Annotated in this window: 18 protein-coding genes, 2 tRNA genes and 1 riboswitch; of the genes, 9 read left to right on the top strand and 11 right to left on the bottom strand. The window is 29.6% G+C overall.

The window, feature by feature from the left end:
- Nucleotides 1-98: 98 nt before the first annotated feature.
- From I6E17_RS07935 to I6E17_RS07925, 3 genes are all read right to left on the bottom strand, one after another.
- Nucleotides 99-173 (bottom strand) — tRNA-Glu (locus I6E17_RS07935).
- A gap of 7 nt (nt 174-180) precedes the next feature.
- Nucleotides 181-256, bottom strand: a tRNA-Thr gene (locus tag I6E17_RS07930).
- Nucleotides 257-380: 124 nt separating this feature from the next.
- Nucleotides 381-1,211: a radical SAM protein gene (locus I6E17_RS07925; RefSeq protein WP_235236617.1), complete on the bottom strand. Its 831-nt coding sequence runs from the start codon at nt 1,209-1,211 to the stop codon at nt 381-383.
- Between the two features lie 280 nt (nt 1,212-1,491).
- On the opposite strand from I6E17_RS07925, the gene I6E17_RS07920 reads away from it, so the two are divergent.
- The 3 genes from I6E17_RS07920 to mgtE all read left to right on the top strand — a co-directional run bounded on the left by I6E17_RS07920 (nt 1,492) and on the right by mgtE (nt 4,846).
- Nucleotides 1,492-2,682 carry a site-specific DNA-methyltransferase gene (locus tag I6E17_RS07920; protein ID WP_235236615.1) on the top strand — a complete coding sequence of 397 codons (1,191 nt, stop codon included), beginning with the start codon at nt 1,492-1,494 and terminating at the stop codon, nt 2,680-2,682.
- 17 nt (nt 2,683-2,699) lie between these two features.
- Nucleotides 2,700-3,335 carry a hypothetical protein gene (locus tag I6E17_RS07915; protein WP_235236613.1) on the top strand — a complete coding sequence of 212 codons (636 nt, stop codon included), beginning with the start codon at nt 2,700-2,702 and terminating at the stop codon, nt 3,333-3,335.
- A 176-nt stretch (nt 3,336-3,511) separates the two neighbouring features.
- Complete coding sequence (gene mgtE / locus I6E17_RS07910) at nt 3,512-4,846, top strand: magnesium transporter (RefSeq protein ID WP_235236611.1); 1,335 nt, start codon at nt 3,512-3,514, stop codon at nt 4,844-4,846.
- 56 nt (nt 4,847-4,902) lie between these two features.
- Here mgtE and I6E17_RS07905 read toward each other — a convergent pair whose 3' ends face one another.
- The 3 genes from I6E17_RS07905 to I6E17_RS07895 all read right to left on the bottom strand — a co-directional run bounded on the left by I6E17_RS07905 (nt 4,903) and on the right by I6E17_RS07895 (nt 7,825).
- Complete coding sequence (locus I6E17_RS07905; RefSeq protein ID WP_235236610.1) at nt 4,903-5,283, bottom strand: PTS transporter subunit EIIB; 381 nt, start codon at nt 5,281-5,283, stop codon at nt 4,903-4,905.
- Nucleotides 5,284-5,335: 52 nt separating this feature from the next.
- Nucleotides 5,336-6,247: a citrulline utilization hydrolase CtlX gene (ctlX, locus tag I6E17_RS07900; RefSeq protein ID WP_235236608.1), complete on the bottom strand. Its 912-nt coding sequence runs from the start codon at nt 6,245-6,247 to the stop codon at nt 5,336-5,338.
- Nucleotides 6,248-6,454: 207 nt separating this feature from the next.
- On the bottom strand, nt 6,455-7,825 hold the full coding sequence (locus tag I6E17_RS07895) for a peptide MFS transporter (protein WP_176829259.1): 1,371 nt from the start codon (nt 7,823-7,825) through the stop codon (nt 6,455-6,457).
- Nucleotides 7,826-7,999: 174 nt separating this feature from the next.
- Between I6E17_RS07895 and hydG the strand changes: the two genes are divergently transcribed.
- Nucleotides 8,000-9,400, top strand: coding sequence for a [FeFe] hydrogenase H-cluster radical SAM maturase HydG (gene hydG / locus I6E17_RS07890; protein WP_235236606.1), 1,401 nt, complete (start codon nt 8,000-8,002; stop codon nt 9,398-9,400).
- 59 nt (nt 9,401-9,459) lie between these two features.
- Here the strand turns inward: hydG and mprF are convergent, their stop codons facing one another.
- The 3 genes from mprF to I6E17_RS07875 all read right to left on the bottom strand — a co-directional run bounded on the left by mprF (nt 9,460) and on the right by I6E17_RS07875 (nt 15,848).
- Nucleotides 9,460-11,970: a bifunctional lysylphosphatidylglycerol flippase/synthetase MprF gene (gene mprF, locus I6E17_RS07885; RefSeq protein WP_235236604.1), complete on the bottom strand. Its 2,511-nt coding sequence runs from the start codon at nt 11,968-11,970 to the stop codon at nt 9,460-9,462.
- A 123-nt stretch (nt 11,971-12,093) separates the two neighbouring features.
- Entirely contained in the window at nt 12,094-14,397 is a 2,304-nt protein-coding gene (gene adiA / locus I6E17_RS07880) for an arginine decarboxylase (protein WP_235236602.1), read from the bottom strand.
- Between the two features lie 23 nt (nt 14,398-14,420).
- The gene (locus I6E17_RS07875) at nt 14,421-15,848 is read right to left on the bottom strand and encodes a basic amino acid/polyamine antiporter (protein ID WP_235236600.1); all 1,428 of its coding nucleotides are present in this window, start codon (nt 15,846-15,848) and stop codon (nt 14,421-14,423) included.
- A 376-nt stretch (nt 15,849-16,224) separates the two neighbouring features.
- Between I6E17_RS07875 and I6E17_RS07870 the strand changes: the two genes are divergently transcribed.
- Both I6E17_RS07870 and I6E17_RS07865 read left to right on the top strand, forming a co-directional pair.
- Nucleotides 16,225-18,975 (top strand): DEAD/DEAH box helicase, encoded by a 2,751-nt coding sequence (locus I6E17_RS07870; RefSeq protein WP_235236598.1) that lies wholly within the window; start codon nt 16,225-16,227, stop codon nt 18,973-18,975.
- An 18-nt stretch (nt 18,976-18,993) separates the two neighbouring features.
- Nucleotides 18,994-20,751 carry a hypothetical protein gene (locus tag I6E17_RS07865; protein WP_235236596.1) on the top strand — a complete coding sequence of 586 codons (1,758 nt, stop codon included), beginning with the start codon at nt 18,994-18,996 and terminating at the stop codon, nt 20,749-20,751.
- A gap of 247 nt (nt 20,752-20,998) precedes the next feature.
- On the opposite strand, the gene I6E17_RS07860 is transcribed toward I6E17_RS07865, so the two are convergent.
- Complete coding sequence (locus tag I6E17_RS07860; protein WP_176829264.1) at nt 20,999-21,490, bottom strand: flavodoxin; 492 nt, start codon at nt 21,488-21,490, stop codon at nt 20,999-21,001.
- A gap of 159 nt (nt 21,491-21,649) precedes the next feature.
- Here I6E17_RS07860 and holA point away from each other — a divergent pair, with 159 nt between their 5' ends.
- The 3 genes from holA to I6E17_RS07845 all read left to right on the top strand — a co-directional run bounded on the left by holA (nt 21,650) and on the right by I6E17_RS07845 (nt 24,965).
- Nucleotides 21,650-22,642, top strand: a complete 993-nt coding sequence (gene holA, locus I6E17_RS07855) for a DNA polymerase III subunit delta (RefSeq protein WP_235236595.1) — start codon at nt 21,650-21,652, stop codon at nt 22,640-22,642.
- A gap of 35 nt (nt 22,643-22,677) precedes the next feature.
- A riboswitch (cobalamin riboswitch) is annotated at nt 22,678-22,857 on the top strand.
- A gap of 103 nt (nt 22,858-22,960) precedes the next feature.
- Nucleotides 22,961-23,884: a sirohydrochlorin cobaltochelatase gene (locus I6E17_RS07850; protein WP_176829266.1), complete on the top strand. Its 924-nt coding sequence runs from the start codon at nt 22,961-22,963 to the stop codon at nt 23,882-23,884.
- 460 nt (nt 23,885-24,344) lie between these two features.
- A complete protein-coding gene (locus tag I6E17_RS07845) occupies nt 24,345-24,965 on the top strand; it encodes a MarC family protein (protein WP_176829267.1) in 621 nt (206 codons plus the stop codon).
- 57 nt (nt 24,966-25,022) lie between these two features.
- Here the strand turns inward: I6E17_RS07845 and I6E17_RS07840 are convergent, their stop codons facing one another.
- Nucleotides 25,023-25,124, bottom strand: coding sequence for a MetS family NSS transporter small subunit (locus I6E17_RS07840; RefSeq protein ID WP_235236594.1), 102 nt, complete (start codon nt 25,122-25,124; stop codon nt 25,023-25,025).
- Nucleotides 25,125-25,136: the final 12 nt, after the last annotated feature.

Below are 25,136 nucleotides of genomic sequence, written 5' to 3'. Positions count from 1 at the left end.
TGAGGGAAGGATTTGAACCTTCGAAAGCTGTGCTGGCAGATTTACAGTCTGCTCCCTTTGACCACTCGGGAACCTCACCAAATATTTAGTTATGAGTTTGGTACCCCGTAGGGGAATCGAACCCCTGTTTCCAGAGTGAAAATCTGATGTCCTAACCGTTGAACGAACGGGGCATACCAATGGTGCCGCTTATCGGAATCGAACCAATCACCTACTGATTACAAGTCAGTTGCTCTACCAGATGAGCTAAAGCGGCGCCTTCAACAAGATTGATTATATCTTATCTCCATTATTTTGTCAATAAATTTTTTTCATTTTTTTTATATTTTTTTACAACACTTAAAAAATCTCTTATATTCCAAAGGTTTATTTGTTGGGGATTACTTATATATTGCATTAAGTTCTTCCTCAGAATATACCCTTTTAGACTTCATATTTTCCACAAGTTCATCATTTTTTTCAATTTTTTCCTGCTCTGCTATATGGAATTTTCCTAAAATTTCAACATCATGAAGACCTTTTTCTTCAAGATATTTTTTTATAAAATCAAGTCTTTCAAATGAAGCAGGCTGAACCCATTTTTCTGTTCCAGGTCTGTCAAGTCTGTTAAGCTGAAGCTTTGTATACTTTACATCTTTAAGAAAACTATAAAGGGCATTAAGTTCTTCCTCAGAGTCATTTATTCCTTCTATGATAAATGTTTCAAGATATATTTTTCCTGTAAACTCTTCCCCTAAAGCTTTTATTCCCTCTTCTATTTCTTTTAAAGATATACTTGCTTTAGGTCTGTTTATTTTTTTCATTGTAAGTTCTATTGCACTATTAAGTGTAGGAATAACAATATCTGCTCTTTTAATTTCATCTCTTACTTTTTTATCATGTAAAAGCCCTGAATTTGTAATAACAACAACATTTACATCTGTATTATCTTTAATCCAGTTTATCATCTCACCAAGATCACTGCTAAGAGTAGGCTCTCCATCTCCTGAAAAAGTTATACAATCAGGTTTTACTGTTTTTAATATATCTTTTATCTCTTTTTTTGCTTCCTCTACATCTATATATGATTTTCTTTCAGTTGTAAGTTCTTGAGTAACTCCACATTCACAGAATACACAGTTCATATTACAAGTTTTTGGTGCTACTAAATCAAGTCCTAAAGATATTCCAAGTCTTCTTGAAGGTACTGGTCCAAACAGATATTTATACATAAATTCCTCCCTAATTGGTAACTTTTTTATTTTTTCCATTACAATTATACTCTAATTAGCAAGCTTTTCAAAAAATATTTTTAAAATCGTACCAATACACTTTTTTATTATTCAGAAAAAGAAATTTCTTCTTTTATTTTTATATAATTCTTTTTAATTAAATATACTATATCAATTTTGCTATTGCTATTATCTTGAAAATATGTTAAACTAAATGAAAAATATAAATTATTATTAAAAAACAATTTATATATTCACAAGACCTAAAGGAAAATAAGATATGAAAAATAAAATTTACATAGGGGATAACTACGATATTTTAAAAAGTACTGAATTTGAAAAATTTTCAGGAAAAATAAAAATGATTTATATAGATCCCCCTTATAATACAAAGAGCTGTAAAAGTTATAATGATAAAACATCAAGTATTACTTGGGGTTTATTCATGAAAAAGCGTCTTGAATTATCAAAAAATTTATTAAAAGAAGACGGAGTTATATTTATAAGTATAGATGATAATGAGTATGCAAATTTGAAATTAATATGTGATGATATTTTTGAAAAAGAAAATTTTGTCGGAACATTTATAACAAAGCAAGCTCAAAGAAGCAATGCTAAACATATTAACACTGTTCATGAATATATTTTATGTTTTGCTAAAAATAAAAATAAGCTTCATAAATTTCAGATAAACAGAATGGAAATACCAGAAGATAGAAAAATGATAAATAAACTTACAAAAAAAGTAAGAGATATCTTAAATGAAAAAGGACTAGAAATCGCTAATAAAGAATTAAAAAAAATAATTAAAGATTATTGCTTAGAATATAATATAACTTGGCTAAAAAATTATTCAAATATAGATGAAAATGGAGATATATTTTTTTCTGTTGATTTATCTACACCAGGTAAGCCAAGAAGAGTTAAAATTGATTCAATAGGATTAGAGCTCGAACCTTTAGCCACGAGAGGATGGTCAAGCGATAATAAATTTATAAAACTTTTTAATGATAATAGACTCTCTTTTAAAGATGGAAGACCGTATGCAAAACATTTTTTATACGAATCTAAAGATAATGTTCCTTCTGTATTAAACTTTTATTCAAGACAAGGGACTAATGACTTAAAAAAATTAGGTATAGATGGCTTATTTGATACTCCTAAACCTGTTGAACTATTAAAATTCTTAATTAGAATTTCTACTAAAAAAGATGATATTATCTTAGATTATTTTGCTGGTTCAGGTACTCTCGCTCAAGCAGTCTATGAAGTTAATTCTGAAGATTTACGAAACAATAAATATATACTTATTCAGATTAAAGAACCTGTAAATGAAAAAAGTGATGTTTATAATAACTGTAAAATTTTAAATATTAAACCAACAGTAGATGAAATAATGAAATATAGAATTAAAACTTACTTAAAATCTAAAAATAAAGATGAAGATTTTGAAGTATATGAAATGGAATAATATATGGGAGGATTGTCATGTTAGAACTATTTAAAAAAGGTAATTTTGTCCCTATAAACAGTGATTTTATGGTGGAAGGACACGAAGTTTTACAATGTGTAAGTAAAATTCAAGAAAAATTTAATAAAGAAGATACAGATACTTTTATTAATGAACTAAGAGATTCTATAGCAGGATATACTCTTGGGTTTAAATTAGTTAATATTGAAAAACATGGATTTGACTGCAAACTCTCTGAAAATGATGAAGTTTATTTAGAAGTAAAATCAGCAAGTTTTAGTGCAAAATCATGGCAGGCAACATTCAATGATACAACACTAGAAAAAGCTTCATCTTTTAAAAGTAAAAAAGTTTTTCTTGCACTAGCTGTTTGGAAAAATGCAAGTGATTTATTATTCATATGTTATGGTCAAAATGAAGAAATTGGTAATTTTTTAGAAGAGAAAGTAAAATGGTTTAAAGAAGGACATACAGTAAGAAGCACACAAAGCATTCCTTTATCTTCTCTTGTATTTGATTATAATTTTAAAATTTTAGCTGTTAATAAAACAAAAGAAGAAGTTTTAAATATTCTTAGATTGAAAAACAGATGTTTCAATAAAATGTCAAATGATAATGTTATTGAATTAGAAAATTTCAATGGCTTAGACTAAATTAAATTTAAAAAAGTATACTGTATTTTTAAAAATTTACAGCTACTCTTTTTTTATTTAAATTTATAAATTTTAATTTTCTATAAGTAAATAAAAAAATTTTAATATTTGCTTTTTTCATGCAATTAATGTTAAGCTATTATATAAAAATTTTTTAAACAGGAGGTGTATTTATTATGATTCGTATATCTGATGCACTTGAAAAAAATCTTCTGCTGGAGGTAAAAAATGAGCTCAGCCTTTTAAATCCTATAGATATTGCATCTATTTTGGAAACACTTTCAAAAGAAAATACTATAAAGGCTTTCAGACTTCTTTCAAAAGATACTGCCAGTGAAGTTTTTTCATATCTTTCTTCAGAAAAACAGCAGGAAATAATTGAGTCCAGCAGTGATGAAGAACTTGGAAGAATTATTGATGCCATGTTCCTTGATGATACTGTGGACCTTGTTGAAGAGATGCCTGCAGGTGTTGTTGCTAAAATTTTAAAAAATACTTCTGCAGAAAACAGAAAACTTATTAACCAGTTTTTAAAATATCCAGAAGACAGTGCTGGAAGTGTTATGACTGTTGAATATGTTTCTCTAAAGAATGATATGAATATCAAACAAGCTCTTGAAAGAATAAGAGCAAAAGGAATGAAAAATGAAACTATAAACGATTGCTTTGTAGTTGACAAGGAAAGAAAACTTGAAGGGACTGTTCCTATAAGGGAGCTTATTGTCAATCAAGAAGATACTCTTATAAAAGATATTATGACTGACAATTTTGAAAAGGTTCAAGTTGACACAGACCGTGAAATTGTAGCTGACCTTTTCAGACACTATGACCTTTCTACTATGCCAGTTGTGGATATGGAAAACAGACTTGTTGGAATTATCACAATAGATGATATAGTAGATGTAATTGATCAGGAAAATACTGAAGACTTCCAAAAAATGGCTGCAATGGAGCCTTCTGACAAAGAATATTTAAAAGATTCTGTTCTTTCTCTTGCAAAGCACAGAATTTTATGGCTGCTTATTCTTATGATTTCAGCTACAGCTACAGGAACTATAATCAGAAAATATGAAGATACTCTTCAGTCTGTAGTTATTCTTGCTGCATTCATTCCTATGCTTATGGATACTGGAGGAAATGCAGGCTCTCAATCATCAACACTTGTTATTCGTGGACTTGCTCTTGGAGAAATTAAAACAAGTGATGTGTGGAAAATTTTATGGAAAGAATTCAGAGTAAGTATTATAGTTGGATTCACTCTTGCTTTTGTAAACTTTTTAAGAATATTCTATTTTGATAAAATAGGATTTACAATGACTGCCGTTGTGTGCTTAAGCCTTTTTGCCACTGTTGTAATTGCAAAAGTTGTGGGAGGTATTCTTCCTGTTGTAGCAAAAAAATTAAGACTTGATCCAGCTATAATGGCAAGTCCTCTTATCACTACAATAGTTGATGCATGTGCCCTTGTTATATATTTTAAAATGGCAACAATGCTTCTTCATATGAATTAATTTTTTTATTTAATATATAAAGAACCGCTGCAAACTTATTTACAGCGGTTCTTTTTTTATTTCTTATGATTATGAAGTTTCTCTTCTATATCTCTTTTCATTTTATTGTAGTATTTTTCAAGCAGAGCTGCCTTTTCTCCAAATATTATCTGCACTCTGTTTTCCCCTACTTTTATAACACCTTCTGATCCAAGTGCCTCAAGTCTTTCTACATTTATTTTTTTAATATCTGCTGTTTCAAGTCTAAGTCTTGTTATACATGAATCTATCATTAGAAGATTTTCTATTCCTCCAAGTTCAACAAGTACAAGCTTACAGAAATCTTCATCTGACATTTTGCTCGTATCTATTCTCTTTGGTGCTTCTTTTCCATTAAGCCTGTCAGTGAAACTTTTAAACAAACTGGAAAGTCTCCCTTTCTTCTCAGTATTCTTCATAATTTCTCCTCCTCAAAATATTACAATTACCTTATACCTCTATATTAATTTTTTAAAAAATTTCACCTATCATACATCTGGCAGATCCTCCACCATAATATTCTATTGTATGCACATCAGAATGAACTATCTCTGTATCTTTTAAAATTTTTTCTTTCTGTTCATCTGTAAGTGCTCTGTATGCTGTTTCAGACATTACCACAAATCTTTTCCCATCTTTTCCTTTTAATTCAAGAGTATTTCCTAGAAAATTTTTAACCTGTTTCTGAGAAATTTCTACTATTTCTTTTCCACTTTCTAAAAGTTCTCTTTTTACATTTTCTCTTTCAGCTTCATCTTTTATACAGTCAAGACATATAATAGCTCTGTTTTCCCCTATACTCATCATTACATTTGTGTGATATATAGGATAATCATCTTGAAAAGATGAAAATACAACAGGTTTGCACCCTGTCTCTGCACAGAATTTTTTAAATAGTTCTTCATTTGAACGCTGAGACAACGAGCAATAAGCTTTTTTATTTTTTCTGTCTAAGACTATACTCCCCGTACCTTCTAGAAAGATGTTTTCCTCTGCCTTAAGGCTGTAATCAACGATTTTAAGATTTTCTCTTCTAACTATATCATATAGTTTTCCTCTGAATTTTTTTACTTCTTCTCTTCTGTTTTCTGCAAACATAGGATAAAAAAATAAAATTCCTTCTTCATGTGAACTGAACCAGTTATTTGGAAATATACTGTCAGGAGTGCTTGGATTATATGTATCCTGAATAATATTTACCTGAACTCCTTTTTCTGCTATTTTAGCTGCAAGGGCATCAAACTCTTCCAAAGCTTTTTGATTTACTTTGTCCTTATCCTGATTGTCAGAATTCTGATAATGATTGTTCACTGCTGTTTCTGCATTAAAATAAAATTTTGCTGGTCTTACCATTACTATTCTGTTTGTAGTTTGATTATTCATAGTCAGTCTCCTTAAAAATTAGATATTTTTTAAAGCCTTTACCCATAAACAATCTTTGTTTCCCTAAAAAATTTTTTATATTATATCCCTTGCTTTTATTATATCATTATAACTGTTTTTCGTGTAATATTTTTTACTTATTATTTCACTGTTACGCTGTTATAAGTTATTTTTTAAGCTTTTGCAGAACATATATTTTTATATTTTCTAAGACATCATAAGTTTATTAAGGTACTTTCTTATACTGAAAAGTATAAATCCCATAATAAAAAGTATTGTTGAAAGAGATGCAAATATTGTTAAGAAACCAACATTCTGAGTATATCCTGCAACTCTTCCAGAAATAAAACTTGCTACAAACATTGTCATATACCACATTCCCATAAAGAAAGTTGAAAATCTTTTTGGAGCAAGTCTGTTAAACATTGCAATTCCTATAGGAGCTATACAAAGTTCTGAAACTGTATTAAAGAAATAAGCAAGAACTATAAATATCATACCTGCTTTTACTCCATTTTCTGTTCCTCCTGTTGAAATAACAGAAAGTGTCATAAGAGCAAAAGCTGTTCCCATAGAAAAAATTCCAGCTGTCATTTTAACTGGAGTAGTAAATCCTTTACTTCCAAATTTTTTCCATATTTCTGCAATTACAGGAGCAAGAACTATTCCAAGTATTGAATTAAGAGCAGCAAACCATGGAACAGGAACTTGGAAATTTCCTATATTTCTGTTTACATGATCTCTTGCATAAAGAGTTATTGAACTGAAAGACTGATAGAAACTTGTCCAGAATAAAATAACAAAAACAGCTGTTATTCCCATAGCAAGAATTCTTTTTTTCTCACTTTTTGAAAACTTATAAGTAAAAATATTAGTCTTCTCCTGTTCTGAAGTTTTCTTGAAAGGTTTTCTTCCTATTTCTCCAAGATACTTAGGAGCTGTAAGTATGAAAAGAACTGTTCCTGCACAAGCCATAAGCCCTGCTATTAAAAACATCTCTCTGTATCCAAAATGAAGAACTGTTCCTGTTGCATCTCTTACAGCAAAAATTTTATCTGATACAATTCCTGCTGTAAAAGGTGCAAGGAAAGAACCTAAATTTATAAACATATAAAAGATACTGTACGCAACCTCTTTTTTGTTTGGCTCTTCATTTGAAAAAATATTTCCTATAAGACTGCTTCCACTGGCTTTGAAAAATCCATTTCCTATTATTATACACACAAGCCCAAGATATAAAACTTCCTTAACAGGACTATAAAATAAAATTATATCCCCTAAAGCTACAAAAGTTCCTCCAAGTATTACTGATTTTTGCTGTCCAAGATAAGAATCTGCAAGCCATCCTCCTATAAGTGGAGTAAGATGAAGTATTCCTACGAAAGTTCCATAAAGAGCTGTTGCTTCTTTAACTGAAAGACCTATCCCTCCCTGAATAACCTGAGCTGTAAAATAAAGCACCAGAAGAGTTGAAATTCCGTGATATGCAAATCTCTCCCAAACTATTGTCACACACATAAGCCAGAAAGACTTAGGATATCCCTTTCCTTTTTTTGTTTCTGTAAAATTATTATGCATTAAAAACCTCCTAAAAAAATAGTACCTTTTATTATAACCTATTTTTCTTTATTTGAAAATATAAATAAAAACAGGAAAACCAATATTTTTGATTCTCCTGTTATTTGAAATATATTTTATTCTAAAACTGTGATATAATAAATAATATTGAATTTAAAACGGAGGAAAAGGAAAATGGATAAAATTTATGACATCAGTTTTCTTGATGAAAACAAGATCAATGAAATCCTTGAAATCTCAAAAGAAAAATCTAAAGATAAAGAAGAAGTAAGAAGAATAATTGAGAAATCTAAAAAAGCAGAAGGACTTACTCCTGCTGAGGCTGCTGCTCTTTTAAATATAGATGATGAAGAACTTTTAAATGAGATGTTTGAGGCTGCTCATACTGTAAAAGAAAAAATATATGGAAAAAGAATCGTTATGTTTGCTCCTCTTTATGTGAGCAACTACTGTGTAAACAGTTGTAAATATTGTGGATATAAACATGAAAACGATGAACTTTGCAGAAAAAAACTTACAAAAGAAGAACTTATTGCAGAAGTAAAAGCTCTTGAAAAATTAGGGCATAAAAGAATTGCCCTTGAAGCTGGAGAAGATCCTATAAACTGTTCTCTTGACTATGTTCTTGACTGTATAAAAGATATATATTCTATTAAATTTGACAACGGAAATATAAGAAGAATAAATGTAAATATTGCAGCTACAACTGTTGAGAATTATAAAAGACTTAAAGATGCTGAAATAGGAACTTATATTCTTTTCCAAGAAAGTTTCCACAAACCTACTTATGAAGAAGTTCACCTTAAAGGACCGAAAAAAAATTATGACTATCACACAACTGCAATGTTCAGAGCCAGAGAAGCTGGAATTGATGATGTTGGTATAGGAGTTCTTTATGGACTATATGATTATAAATATGAAACAGTTGCCATGATAGTTTATGCTGATGCTCTTGAAAGAATTACAGGTGTAGGACCTCATACTATTTCTGTTCCAAGACTTAGACCTGCAGAAAATGTAACTCTTGAAAATTATCCTCATCTTGTTGCAGATGATGATTTCAAAAAAATTGTGGCTGTTTTAAGACTTGCTGTGCCTTATACTGGACTTATCCTTTCTACAAGAGAAGAAGCTGAACTTAGAGATGAAATCATATCTCTTGGAGTTTCTCAAGTAAGCAGTGGTTCTTGTACAGGTGTAGGAGGATATTCTGAATCTGCTAAAAATACTATGCAGTTTGAAGTAGGAGATAACCGTTCTCCAATGGAAATGCTTGAAAGCTTAATTAAATCAGGATACATTCCAAGCTACTGTACAGCTTGCTACAGACAAGGGCGTACTGGAGACAGATTCATGGAAATAGCAAAAAGTGGAAAAATAAATGTTATGTGTGAAGCGAATGCTCTTATGACTCTTAAAGAATTTCTTCTTGATTATGCTGATGAAAATCTAAGAAAAATAGGAGATGAAGCTATTTCAAAAACTCTTGAAGCTATGCCTGATGAAAGTTTTAAAGAAAAAATAAGAGGATATTTAAAACAAATTGAAAACGGTGTAAGAGACTTAAGAGTATAAACTAATACAAAAAGAGCTGTTGCTAATTTACTGCAGCAGCTCTATTTTATATAAAATATTTATTTTTTTATTACCCCTTTTATTCCTCCTGAAACTAATACAGCTATATCATTAAGAGTTGCAGGAAGGGTAAAGTTTCCTGAAAGAGCAATATATTTAGGTCTCCATTCAGGATTAAATTTATTTTTAAAGTTTTTAAGTCCAAGGAAATTATAAAAATTTCCTCCGTTTTTAAAAATAAATGAACCTAACTTATTCCATAATGAAGTACTTCCTTTATATTCAAGTCCTGAAAGAGGAGCCATTCCAAGATTGAATCTTTTATAGCCTTCATTTTTTCCCCATAGCATTATATTTATAAATAAAAATTCCATAGAATCCACAAGAGCTTTTTCATTATATCTCATAAGGTCTATTGAAAGTTCGTCTCTGTTATAAGTTTCCCAAAGATTTGCAAAAGCTGTGATTTCTCCATTAACTTTAAGAACTGCTGTTCTGAAATTTTTCAGATATTCCTCATCAAATTTTCCAAGAGAAAATTCTTTTTCTGCACCGTTTTTATTTTTAAGCCAGCTGTCAGATATTTCCTTAAGTTCATGTTTTACACTTTCAAAATCAACAACTTCAAAGACTATTCCAGATTTTGTCCCTCTGCTGAAAGTATATCTTAATTTTCTTTGAGAAGGGCCTTCAAGAGTAAACTTAGTAAGATCAACAACAGCTTCTTCTCCTATCTTGAAAAGTTTCAGCCCTAAATCAAGATAGTAATTAAGGTAATCTTTTCCGACCTCATAAAAAGCGATATTATAACCACTTCTTCTGCTTATGTTATAAAAATCCCATATTATTTCTCTTATACATTTTTCATCTCCTACAGGATCTCCCATAACAATAAGTCTGTTGCTGCTTTTTCCATACATAATAAAAGCTGTTTTTTCTTCATTAAAATATATATATTTATCATTTAGAAGAGCAAGGTTTGCATTTGTGTGCTGAGAATATTTCATTATTTCTTTAAGCTCTTCCTGAACATCAGAGCTTTTTATCTTATCTATCTGTATAACTGGACGGAACATTCTTAACATTAAAAATGAAATAAATATTACAACACTTACAAGGGAAGCTCTCATAAACATTGGTGCTCCATTATTATGAAGGGTAAACTGCCACCACATTTCATCTGTGTATTTCACTCCCTTAAATGAGAATATTCCTACTCCTATTGAAAAAACTATAACAGCACCTATAGAAATAAGCCATTTCATATTTATATCTTCATTAAATATTGAAGATTTTCTATAAAATTTATCTCTTTCAAAAAGCAAGAATATAAGAGTCACAGAAAGCACAAAGAAAATAGGATAATGAAATCCTTTAAATATCAGAAATATATTTCCTAAAGAGATTAAAATCACTGTAAGAAAATACGCTGCATCAAGTCTTCTTTTAAGTCCATAAGCTAAAATAAGAAGAAGTGTTCCTGTAATGCTTGCCAGAAGATGAGATACAATTATCACATTTTGTGGAAGAAGTCTTGTAAGAATTTTTATATGTGCAAAATTTGGAGGAAGTGCCCCTGAAAAAAGAAGCAGTGCTCCTGAAGTAAAAACTAAAATTGACAATACTTCAAGGGATACATTTACCATCATATTGCTTATAAAGTTTCCAAATCCTTTTAGTGAATCTCTCATACGAAGCATTTTATAAAATACAAATGATACAAATGCTATTACAAAAGGTGCAAGATAATAAAGAATTCTGTAAACAATAAGTATTGCTACAACCACATCACTTGAATAATAATTATTAAGAAGTTTTACAAAAGTTACATCAAAAACTCCCAGTCCTCCAGGGATTGTACTTAAAACACCAAGAACCTGAGCACACATAAATATTGAAAGAAATATTCCAAAATTTATATCTGAAGGAGGCAGGAAAAGATATAGAATATTACTTACAAGAAGCCAGTCACATAATCCCAAAAGAAATTGTATAAATATATCTTTTGGTTTCAGCTGTTTCTTTTTAAGAAAATAAAATATAAAAAACATTCCTGCAAGAATTGCAGCAACTCCTATATAAAAAGTACTTTCTATTACAAAATCAAATCTTGTCAAATCATTTGGATAAATTATCTGAGATATTCCTCCTACAAGAAGAACACCTATAAGAAAACTTAAATATACATTTTTTATAATATTTAAAATAGATTTATAATTTATATCCCATAAAGAATAAAGATTTATTCTTATACTTGTTGAGCTCAGCCCTGAAAGTCCTATGAAATTTGCAAAAGCATAGCTTATAAATGAAGTAAACATTATTTTTTTCTTTTCCAGTTTTATATTTGTAATATTAAAAGCTAAAAGCTCATATCCTGTAAGAATAAGATAATTAAGTATTACAAGAAATACTGCCAAAACTAACTTATAAGAAGGAATTCTCATAAGTGCTTCTTTTATGCTTCCCATACTATAACTTTTAAGTTCATGATAGATAAAAAACAGCATAATAAAAACTACTGCTGTCTGAACAATCATTCCCACTTTTTTTAAATTTAACTTTAACATAAACTCTCCTTGCTGTGACTTTTTTTAAAATTATATTTTAACAAAAACTCCCTGCATTTTAAATTATTTTTCCGAGCAGGGAGTTTTTATCTTTTATTTGGAAGAAAATCGTTTATTTATTACTTATTTTACACAAAGAACATGGTAAACACCATCTATAACCTCTGTTCCTTCTGTGTCATGTTCAAATCCAGGGAAAGCATGATCCCAAAGAGAAAGAGCCTTAAGATATTTTATCTGAGGACTGTTTTCATCTCCAAAATTTTCTCCTGAAATAAGCATTGGGATTCCAGGAGGATATGGAATTACAGAGTTGGCTGCTATTCTTCCTACAAGTTTTTCTGCAGGAACAAGTTCAACTTCATTACTTACTATTTTATTATATGCTTCTCTTGGTGTGATAACTGGTTCAGGAAGAGTTGAGTAAGCTTCATTTAAAACTTCTCCAGGATTATTTGCTCTTAAATATGCAAACATCTTGTCACCTAAATCTTTTACCCCCATATTTTTATATATGTCTTTGTATTGTTCAAAAAGTTCTGGAAGAACTTCTGCAAGAGGTGCATTTCTATCATAGTATTTTTTAAATTCAGAAAGAACACTTACAAGAGTTCCCCATTTTCCTTTTGTAACTCCCATTGAGAATAGGAACATAAGTTGGAAATCTGTTGTTCTTGTAGGAACTATTCCAAATCTGTTAAGATATGCTGACACTAAACTTGCAGGAACACCTTTTTCAAGAAGTTTTCCGTCATCTCCCATTCCAGGAGTAAGGATACTTACTTTAATAGGATCAAGCATACACCAGTCTTCCTGAAGATTTTTAAATCCATGCCATGTATCTTCAGGGTGCATTATCCAGAAATTCTGATTTTTTGCTAGAACTTTTGTATCTGCTTCAAAGAAAGGAACTGTTTTTCCTGATTTTGCATCGTGATAAGTTTCAGCATTCCAAGGTTTAAAGAACCAATCTTTTTCTTCTTGATAATGGTTGTATAATTTTCCCATAACTTTACGGAATTCAACTGCTTCTTCCACAACTTCACTCATAAGTGATTTTCCTGATTCTCCGTCCATCATTGCTGTTGCTATGTCATTTGAAACTGCAATAGCATAAAGAGGAGATGTAGTTGCATGCATCATATATGCTTGATTAAATCTTCCTTCATCCATAGGTTTTTTACCATATCTTACATGAATAAATGAACCTTGTGAAAGTGCATTTAAAAGTTTATGTGTTGAGTGAGTGGCAAATATTGTAGGTCCGTTATTATCCTTTTTAGGTTCTCCTCTCATAGCATAGTGATTTTTATATACATCATTAAATCTTGCATATCCATACCATGCTTCATCAAAGTGAATAATATCTGATGATTTTTCAAGAAGTTTTTCTACCTTTTCAGCATTATATGTAACTCCGTCATAAGTACAGTTTGTTACAACTGTATATACTCCCTTATCATTTTCTTTTCCTCTTGATTTTATAAGAGGGTTATTTTTAATTTTATCTTTTATTGTATTTTCTTCCATTTGTTCAGGAAGGATAGGACCTATTATTCCATATCTGTTTCTTGTAGGAGTCATATAAACAGGAAGTCCTCCTCCAAGAATAAGTCCTTGTTCTATTGATTTATGACAGTTTCTGTCAGCTATAACAATATCATTGTCTTTAATACAAGCCTGCATTATTGTTCTGTTTGAACCTGATGTTCCTCCAAGAACAGAGTAAGTTCTGTCTGAACCAAATACTTTAGCTGCATATTCTTCTGCATCTCTGAAATATCCAGTATGGTCAAGAAGTGAACCAAGTTCAGCTCTTTCTATTCCCATATCTGTTCTGAAAAGATTTTCTCCATAGAAATCATAGAATTTTTTACCTACTGCTGTTTTAGTAAATCCTACTCCCCCTTGGTGTCCAGGAGCTGCCCATGAATATTCTGCTTTTTTCTCATAATTCATAACAGCTTTTGCAAGAGGTGGTAAAAGTTGTTTTCTATATCTTTCTATTGCAGCTGAAATACGCTCCATTGTAAATACAGGAGAATCTTCAAGAATCCATACATATTCACTTATATCTCTGAATGTTTCGGCTTTTAATGAATCCACTGCTTTTTCATTTTCAGCAAGTAGGAACACCGGAACATTCTCCTGTCTTGTATGAAGATTTTTAATAAATCTTTCTAATTTTTCTTCCTGACCTTTTACTCCATGTTTTGAATCCCAGTCAACTAAAAGGCAGTCTATATTTTTATCTACTTTTATTACATTTTCAGCATCTTCTAAAGAATCAGCTGTTACAATCTCAACGCCTCTTTTTATAATTTCTTGTTTAAGATTTTCAAGAACTCCTTTTATACTGCTTTCTTCATCTGTTTTTATATTATGCACCAGCAGTATTTGATACATTTCTCCTTCTAAGTTTTTCATTCTTCATCACTCCTTCTGTAAAATTAATTCATGTTTAATTTTCCTGAAACTAAAAGTATAAAAGATATTATTCCAACTGCTCCAAGAACAAAAGCGATAAATTTGTCTTTTCCGGCAAAAATATTATGACCTCCCACTTCTTTTTGTGAATATGCATAAACAGCTATTCCAAGAGAGAATATTGTTGTTGATATAAGAAGCAGTTCTGCTTTTGATGAAAACAGAAGCCATATTGTAAAAATACATGCAACAAGTCCTGATACAAAGGCTATTCTTATTTTTCCTTTTCCTGTTTCCTTAAGATTTTTATTTCTTACCTCTTTAAGTAAGAAAAGTGTACTTGCTGTATAAGGAGGCAGAATCATAAGACCTGTTATATCTACAAGCAGAAGCCAAGCATTTGTACTGTATAAAACAATAAACATTGCTAGCTGCATAGCTATTGTTGACATTAAAAGAGATGCTGTAGGAGTATCATTTTTATCTGTTTTTACTAAGAATTTTGGAAATACTCCGTCTTTTGCTGCTATATAAGGAACTTCAGCTGTTATGATTGTCCATGACAACCAACATCCAAGAAGTGCTATTATTATTCCCACATTAACAAATGTTGCTCCCCATTGTCCTACAATAGCTTCAAGAACATAAGCTGTTGACGGATTAGGAAGGTATGCAAGTTTGCTTTGGTGAAGTACACCAAAAGAAAGTATTGATAAAGCAGAGAATATTATAATACATATAAGTATTCCAAGAAGTGTTGCCTTACCTACATCTTTTGGATTTCTCGCTCTTCCTGAAAGAACTACTGCCCCTTCAAGACCTATAAAGCACCATAATGTAATAAGCATTGTACTTTTTACCTGTTGAGTAAGAGGTCCTAAATGTTCTATTTTTCCAAGCATATCATATGAAGCTATATGAGGATTAAATCCTTTTGCAAAGAAAAATAATATAACCACAAGAACTAAAAGTTTTGCAAATGTTGCAATATTATTTAAAAATGTAGCCTTTGTAACACCGCAAATTACTATAAAGTACATAAGCCATATAAATGCTGATCCTCCAATAAAGGACTGAATATTATGCCCATTAAAGACAGGATAGAAGTACCCTATTGTCTGCATTAGCAGCACTGCAAAAGCAACATTTCCAAAGATAGAGCTTAGCCAATATCCCCAAGCTATTTCACAACCTACAAATTTTCCAAATCCAGCTCTTGCATAAGAATAAATTCCTGAATGAAGTTCTGGATTATTGTCTGATAGTATGCTGAAAGTATTAGCAAGGAAATATATACCAACAGCTGTAACTATCCATGAAACTGTAACCCCTATAAACCCTGCATCAATACTCATATTTGATGGAAGATTAAATATTCCTCCTCCTATCATAGAGCTGACGACAATGGCTATAAGACCAATAAGACCAAGTTTGTTATTCTCTTGTTCCATATACACCCTCCGCAAATTTTAATATATTTTCTAACAATGCCCTTTTGATGTTTTTATTCAGTTAAAAGTTTAAAAGAAAAATTTGATTTTTTCAGGAAATATATCTAAAATGACATTTTTCATAAATTTATAAAGTAAAATATTTTTATAAAAATTTTTTACTTTTTTTATTTTTTTACTATTTTTTTATAATTTTTTGTTTTTTTATTTTATCTTAAAAAATATATAAAATTTTTCTTTTAAAAGAGCATTTTTTTAATTTTAAAGGTCAAAAATAAACCACTTCTTTTCACAGTTTATAAAAAAATAGTGTAAAAATTAATTTTATGATATAATATAATCTAGACAAAAATTTATACAAGGAAACTGGGTTTTAATGAGTACATTTAATGAAAAAAATTATAAAAGCGAAAAAGAAATTTATTTTATGCTTAAAATTGATAAAAATGGAGGATATATAAGTCCTGTCACAAGATCTGGAAAAAAAATAGATTCCTTTGAATATTATCACATTGAAGATGAAAACATTAAAAGTGTAATTTCTCTTTTAAGTGAAGTACAAGAAGATGATTTTTTTATAGACTGGGAAAAACAAAGCACTTCCCATGTTTATCTTGATGACTTTTATGATCTTTCAGAAAATCTTAAAAATATTGAAAATTTTGTAAATGAAGATTTCCAGAAAATAGTATGGAGTCTTTCAGATAATGAACTTACTTTAAAAATTGAAGAAATAGAAGATGATCCTGAAAAGCTTAAACCTTCTATTCTTTTAAATAAAAAATATACAGATTTTCAGATTATTTCAGATGGACTGATTTACAGAAAAGGAGTTCTTTACTGTTTCAGCCTTATTGATGAAGATCTTGAAATGCTTAATGAAAAAATAGACATCATAAATAAAAATGAACTTGAAGCATTTCTTACTCTTTCACATCATTATTTAAAAAATATATCTTTTGACTATATGGGATATTCTACTGAAACACAGAGAGATATAAAGGGAATACCTCAGATTACAATAGAAAAAATATCTCAGGACAACAGTCTTTATCTTAAGGTTGACTTAGTCTTTTCTACAATAACACAAAATTTTATCTCAGCAAATGAAATAAGTGAAATTGTTATTGTAAACCATCTTGAGAAAAAAATATATATATGTAATCCTTCAGGAGATATAAATCTTGCTGTTGGAGATGTCACTACTTCTCTTGCAAAGCATCAGAAAAAAGTTGGAAAAACTTCATCTTTCTTTGTTGATGATGATAATCTTATTATCATAAACGAAAAAGTTGCAAAAGAATTTGTTACAAAAGAGCTTCTTCAACTTGCAGGAAAATATAAAGTTGTAGGAACAGACAAACTTAGTAAATATAATATAAAACCTGTAAAACCTAAACTTATTGGAAAACTAAATCATTCAATAGATTTCCTTGAAGGAGAACTTCAGCTTGAAATAGGAAAAGAAAAATTCGGACTTCTTGATGTCCTTTCAAAATTAAAAAAAGATTCTTATATAGTTCTTGCTGATGGTACAAATGCTGTTATCAATAAAAAATATATTGAAAAACTGGAAAAAGTATTCAAAAAAGTTGATGGGGAAAAAGTTAAAATTTCTTTCTTTGATCTTCCTATCATAGATGAACTTATTGAAGATAAAATTTTAAGGCAGCAGGTTAATAAAGGAAAAGAGTTTTTTAAAGGGATAAATAACATAGAAAATTATAAGGCCCCTCTTCCTAATTTAAATGCAAATTTAAGAGAATATCAGGAATATGGTTATAAATGGCTTTGTTATCTTACAGATAATAATCTTGGAGGATGTCTTGCTGATGACATGGGACTTGGTAAAACACTTCAGGCTATAGCTCTTATTACAAGAATTCATGCAGGAAAAAAGAAAAAAAGAAGTCTTGTAGTTATGCCAAAAAGTCTTATTTATAACTGGGAAAGTGAGATACAAAAATTCAGCCCTTCCCTTGTAACAGGAATATACTATGGAAATGCAAGAGATATTTCTGTTTTTAAAGAATGTGAAGTTATTCTTACAACTTATGGAACAATAAGAAATGACATAGAAAAAATTAAAAAATATAAATTTGAGCTTATCATTCTTGATGAGTCTCAAAATATAAAAAATACAAATGCACAAACAACAAAAGCTGTTATGCTTTTAAAAGGAAACAACAGAGTTGCACTTTCTGGAACTCCTGTTGAAAATAATCTTGGAGAACTTTACTCCCTATTCAGATTTTTAAATCCTCCTATGTTTGGAACTGCTGATGAATTTAACAGATATTATGCAGGACCTATACATAAGGAAAATGATAAAAATGCTATTGATGAACTTAGAAAAAAAATATATCCTTTCATTCTTAGAAGGGTTAAAAGAGATGTATTAAAGGATCTTCCTGACAAAATAGAAAAAACTCTATATGTGGAAATGAATCCAGAGCAAAGAAACTTCTATGAAGAAAGAAGAATGTATTATTATAATATGGTGCATGAAAATATAAGAGAAAAAGGAATTGGAAAATCTCATATTTATGTACTTCAGGCACTAAATGAATTAAGACAGCTTACAAGCTGTCCTGAAAGTAAAAATTCACACATTGTTTCAAGTAAAAAAGAAGTCGTTGTGGAAAATATTCTTGATGCTGTTCAGAATAACCATAAAGTTCTTGTTTTTGCAAACTATATCCATTCTATTGAAGCAATATGCAGACAGCTTAAAAAGAATGGAATTAAATATCTTTCAATGACAGGAGCTACAAAGGACAGACATATTCTTGTAGACAAATTCCAAAATGACAATGAATATAAAGTTTTTGTAATGACACTTAAAACAGGAGGAGTAGGGCTTAACCTTACTGCTGCAGATACTATATTTATTTATGATCCTTGGTGGAATAAAACTGTTGAAAATCAGGCTGTTGACAGAGCTTACAGACTTGGCCAGGACAGAACCGTATTTTCTTACAAAATTATTCTGAAAGACAGTATTGAAGAAAAGATTTTAAAGCTTCAGGAAACAAAAAGTAAGCTTGTAGAAAATCTTATTTCAGAAGAGGGAACAGCAGCAAAAATTTTAAGTGAAGATGATATAGAATTTCTTTTAGGTAAATAATGAAAGCGAGAGATGATTATGGCAATAAGCAAAACAAGATTTCGGGAAGCACTAAATAGATTTTATACCAAAGATGAACTTTTCAGACTTTTTAAAACATATTTCCTTAATTGGATTGCAGAAGGTTATATTGGAAGCAATCTTGGATTATTTGAAATTTCTCTTATAACTGCTGATAGCAGTAAGAATAAATTTCTTGATCTGATTGAACAAGTTTTTTCAAAAAAAGAAGTATTTCTTACTATATTCAATACTTTCCCAAAAGATATACAAGATATGTTTACAACTATTGCATGGGAAGGCAGAATGCCTATAACTGACAGAGAAAAATTTCAGGAAGCAGGAAAAGAATTTGCAGCTTCTATTGATTTAAAAGATGAATACCTTTTCTTTAAAATAGGAGAGGGAGTTAAAAAAAATGAATATCTTTATATTGATAATGACATAATAAGAATGTACAGACCTTTTCTTCCTCAGATAAGAGACTGTTACATCTATTCTGTTCCTGAAAATCCAAAACTTTTAAAAGATAATAATGAAAACTGTATTGTTGAAAATCTTACAAGCTATTTTAATTTTTTCAATGATGGAAGGCTTCAGCTTTCAAGCAGTGGAAAACTTTTAAAAGCTTCTAAAAATGATATGTGCAGATACTGTAATATAAAAGAATATTATACAGATGCAAAAGACCTTGATTTTCTTAAAACAGAAACTATAGCTCTTTTCTTTTTCCTGATGAAAAAAGAATTTCTTACAAGAGAATATTTCAGAATAACAAATCTTAAAAATATTATTCTTGATTTTCTTAACGGAAAAAATATTAAAAGTGAAAATTCTGTTTATGTAGGACTTTATCTTAATTATCTTAAGGGTGTAAAGAAAATTGATAAAGATAATGAAGAGATAAAAAGAGCAATAGGAAGTGTAAGAGATGCTCTTCTTGAAATGCCTGATGATAAACCTGTTTCTGTAGAAAACATTATAAAATATATTCTTTACAGAGATAAATTTATAGAAATTCTTGATATCAATGATGTTTATGAAAACATTTATATTAATGAAGCTAATTATGAAAGAACAAAAATCCTTTCATATTTTAAATACAAGGCTTATATAATTGAGCCTTTTATCAAATCAATACTTTTCATCTTAAGTGCTCTTGGAGTTCTTGAAGTTTACTATGATCTTCCATCTGAAAATAATGCTCTTTATTTAAAGCATGGTTATCTTTCAAAATTTGATGGATTAAAAGCAGTTAAATTCACTGCTCTTGGAAAATATATATTTGACAGACAAGAAAAATATGATTTCAAAGAGGAAGAAGAGGGAACAGCAGTTCTTGAAGATGACAGACTTATTATAACAATAATAGGAGATTCTCCTGTTAAAGTTCTTTTCCTTGAAAGTATAGGAATAAGAATAGCTGATAATAAATTTAAAATAACTCAGGAAAGTTTCTTAAAGAAAGTTTCATCAAAGAAAGCTCTTTTAGAAAAAATAGATGAGTTTAAAAAGAAAATACAATATGAATTAAATGATTTATGGAAAAACTTTTTTGAGGAGTTACTGAAAAGAATGGAATATGTACAGCTTGTTCCTGAATACAGAGTTATAAAACTTGAACAGGATAAAAATTTAATAAGTATTATTACTAAAGACAGAAGACTTTCAAATATTATTTTGAAAGCTGAAAACTTTCATATTTTAATTAAAGAAAGCGATATTGAAAAACTTGCTGAAGTTCTTAAAGAAAATGGATACTTCTTTAATTTTTAATATTATCTTCTAACTTAAAAAATCTTTTTTATAGAGCTGTTGTAAACCTATAAAAATAAAATTTTATCTTGTGAAAATATTTTTTATTTATATTGTTCGTTTCACTAAAAATGACAAACTCGGACTTTGTCCTCAAACATGTCATTTTTCAGCGTTCAACTCACTTCATAAATTACAAAAATATTTTCAATATTCTAAAATTTTATTTTAATAGATTATATAATGCAACAGCTCTATAAAAAATAAATTATTTCATCTCTTCTTTAAGTTGATTTACCCAGTTTACAATTCTTTCTTCTGTAAGTTCTTTCTGATTTTTATCATCTATTGCAAGGCCTATGAATTTTCCTTTTTCAACACTTCTTGATTCTTCAAATTCATAACCTTCTGTTGAAGTTTTTCCTATTAAATTTATATTATTATATTTTATATATGTATAAAGAACACACATTCCATCAACAAAAGTTTTTCCGAAAAACTCCTGATCTCCTACACCTATAAGAGCAACTTTTTTTCCACCAAAATCTCTGCTTCCAAGAAATTTAAGATGCCCTTCCCAGCTTTTTTGAACATCTCCTCTATTCCAGCTTGATGTAGCAAATATAAGCATATCGTAATTATCAATCTTATCTTCTATTTCAGATACATTCATTACATCTGCACCAAGAAGCTCTCCTGCTCTTTCAGCCACTCTTTTTGTAACTCCTGTTGTACTTCCGTAGAAAATTCCTATTTTCATGATTTTGTTTCCTCCTGATTTGTCTTTCTTAAAAAATCATTATATCATATAGACGGGAAAAATACTAAAAGTGTGCAAAAAAATTTTTTTCATAGAATAATTTTATTTCTCCAGTTTATGATATAATTATAGTAAGGAAATTTTAAGGAGGATATTATCTTGGTTTACTTTTTATATGGGGACATCCCTCTACAGCTTAAATACGATGAACTTTTGAAAAAAATAAAAGAGGAAAATCAAAATATTCCTGAACAATATTTTGATATAACCCAAGATGAAACTGATGATATTTTTCAGGCTCTTTCTACAAATTCTATGTTTATTCCAAAATCTCTTATTGTTATAAGAAGGCTTGAAAAAATGAAAGGGCTTAATGCTTTTATAAAATCTTTAGGAGAATTTAACTACTCACAAAAGATTATAATTTTAATCTATGAAGAATCTCTTAACGACTATGGAAAAACAGTAAATCCTCTTGAAAAAGCTCTTACTATGAAAAATCTTGAAGCTGTTGCTAAACTTATTCCTGCAAGAAAAGAAACAGAAAAAAAGTCACTTCAGTTTTTCGTAGAAAAAGAACTTAAATGTACAGAATATGAAGCTGAAAAATTTATTGAAATGGTAGGAGAAGATTTTCTCAAAATCAAAAATGAAATAGCAAAGGTTGAAAATTTTCTAAATGGAGAACCTTTTAAACTAGAAAAAATAAAGCATATTCTTTCTATAAATACAGAATATAATCTTTATAAACTTGTTGAAAGTTTTATTTATAATAAAAATGTAAAAGAACTTATTGAACATTTAAGAGCTGAAAAAAATTATATGCTTTTTCTTAATATTTTAGGAGAAGAACTTACTACATTGCTTAAATTAAAAGATCTTCTTCAAAGGGGAATCATAAGCACAGGAATGTCTTATAATAAATTTAAAGCTGATATTTACCCAAATATAAAAAATCATTTCAGAATAAATAGTTTTAGAATCAGTGCTGAATACCCTCTGTTTTTAAAATTCAAATATCTTGATCTATATTCTGCTGAATTTTACAAGAGAAAAATGAAAGATACTCTTGTTGTTGAATATAAAATAAAAACAGGACAAATTGACGATGCAACTGGAATAGAAAAATTTATTCTTGAATTTTTTATTTAATATATATAGTATATAATCACTGGATTTTTCCAGATTATATAAAAAATTTTTATAGTCTGCATAAGCAGTTAAAAGGGAAGAGGAGTGAGATTCTCCCATGGTCCCGCCACTGTGATGATGATGAAAGTAGAATACCACTGAAGATTTTTCTTTGGGAAGGACTGCCAGTAAAATGACTCTAAATCAGGAGACCTGCTATAAAAATATATGTTTTACTGCCTGCGAGGACAGGAGAGGTAATGACTTTTTTAGTCATGGACTTCTCTCAATTTTAATTGGGAGTTTTTTTAATTCCCTAAATTTTATGAGGAGGTTTTTATGAGAAAATTATTTGCAGCACTAATGCTTACAGCTGCCATTTCAGCAGCTGCATCTGGTGAAGAAGGAGGATTTGTGAAATCTGATTTTTACAAAACAATGGGAAAAAATGATAAGGCATCTGTTCTTATGGTGCATTTTGGTACTACTTTTGACGACACAAGAAAAAATACCATTGATGCAGTAAACTCTGAAGCTGAAAAAGAATTTCCAAAAATGGAAGTAAGAGAAGCGTACACATCAAGAATTATTATGAGAAGGCTTAAAGACAGAGGAATTGTAAAAGATAATCCTGCTGAAGCTCTTGATAGACTTGCAGCTGAAGGATACACTCACATAATAGTTCAGCCTACAAATATAATCAACGGAGTTGAAGCTAAAACTCTTGAACAACAGCTTGATATGTACAAAGATAAATTTAAAGAAGTAAGAATAGGTTCAGCTCTTCTTACAACTCCTGAAGATTACAAATCTGTTGCAGAAATTATAAACAAAGAAACTGGAAAACTTGCTGATGATGAAGCTGTTGTTCTTGTAGGACACGGAACACATGACAGTGGAAATGCAGCTTATCCTGCTATGGATTATACTGCAAAATCTATGGGATATAAATTCTATGTTGGAACTGTTGAAGGTTTTCCTGAATTTGATGATGTTGTAAAAGGACTTAAAAAAGATGGAATTAAAAAAGTTGTTCTTATGCCATTTATGTTTGTAGCAGGAGATCATGCTAATAACGATATAGCTGTTGACTGGAAAGAAGCTCTTGAAAAAGAAGGATTTACAGTAAAAGTTAAACTTACAAGCCTTGGTATGATGGAAGATATAAGAAAAATGTTTATTGAACATGCTAAATTTATGCTTGAAAATAAAAAAGAAGATATGATTTCAAAGAAACTTTTTTACAGCACACAAAAAGACTAAGTAAAAATATTATATAATAATACAGAGGGACTGTTGAAAATATTATAGAAATAAAATTTTAGAATATTGAAAATATTTTTGTAATTTATGCAGTGAGTTCGGAAGTGCAGGAGACAGAGGACTACTAAGGAGTCTGACGACTAGCAATCCCGACGAACCAAGAAATTTTATTTATTAAATTTCTTGGTTTGTTCCTCACTGAAACGAACAATATAAATAAAAAATATTTTCACAAGATAAAATTTTATTTTTATAAATTAGAAAATTCAACAGTCCCTTTTATTTATATCTAATTTTAACCATCTTTACCTTTACTATACAAAAAAGTAATACTTGCTTTTTTTACTGGACTTTTTAATGGAATTGTACTATTATGTATACGCTAAATATATATGTATATTATCTGTTCTATTTATTTTTTTTATTTTATTCTTTAGTATTATTGGAGGGTTGGTTCAATATGTTTTTTCACAATGTAATAGCTGATGCTCTGACTTTAATTGCTATCCTTAACCCATTCGGAAATGTTCCTCTTTTTGTAAGCATGAGTGATGGAATGGACAGGGAAGTTCGTGCAAAACTTTTTAAAACGATAGCACTTACTGGTTTCTGTATTATGCTTATTTTTGGTTTTGTTGGAGAGTTTCTTATGAAAAATCTTTATAAAATAGAGATGAAGGAACTTAGAATAGCTGGAGGATTTCTTCTTGCAGGTCTTGCTTTCAGAAACATTCTGTTTCCACCTAAAAAAGCAAAAGATAATGATCTGCTTTCAATGACACCTGAAGAACAGGTTAAACAAGGTGTTATTCCTATGGCTTTTCCAATGATGGTAGGGCCCGGAAGTCTTGCAACAATGCTTATTGTAAAATCTCAGACAGGAATGGTTCAAAGTACTCTTTCACTTATAATAGCATTTTCTGTTATTGGATTTATCCTTTATATAGGTACTTTTCTTGAAAAACTTCTTGGAAAACTTGTTCTTTATATTCTTTCAAGAGTCATGCAGGTATTTATAATGTCAATAGGAGTAAGAATTTTTATATCAGGAGTTCTTGATGTAATTGCTAAAAACAGATAAATAATATAAAAACGGGCTGTTATTAAACAGCCCGATTTATTTTATTAACCTTTTAAATTATAGATTTCCTTTTTTAATTGCGATTACTATAGTAGTTATTAATCCTCCCCATACTACACCGCAACCTATAAGCATCATTATTATTGCACCAGCAGTCATAATTTTCCTCCT

The sequence above is a fragment of the Fusobacterium perfoetens genome (assembly GCF_021531595.1).
In the GTDB taxonomy this organism is placed as follows: domain Bacteria; phylum Fusobacteriota; class Fusobacteriia; order Fusobacteriales; family Fusobacteriaceae; genus Fusobacterium_B.
Note: the sequence above shows the minus strand (reverse complement) of the source record. Positions and strands in the feature narration are given on the sequence as shown.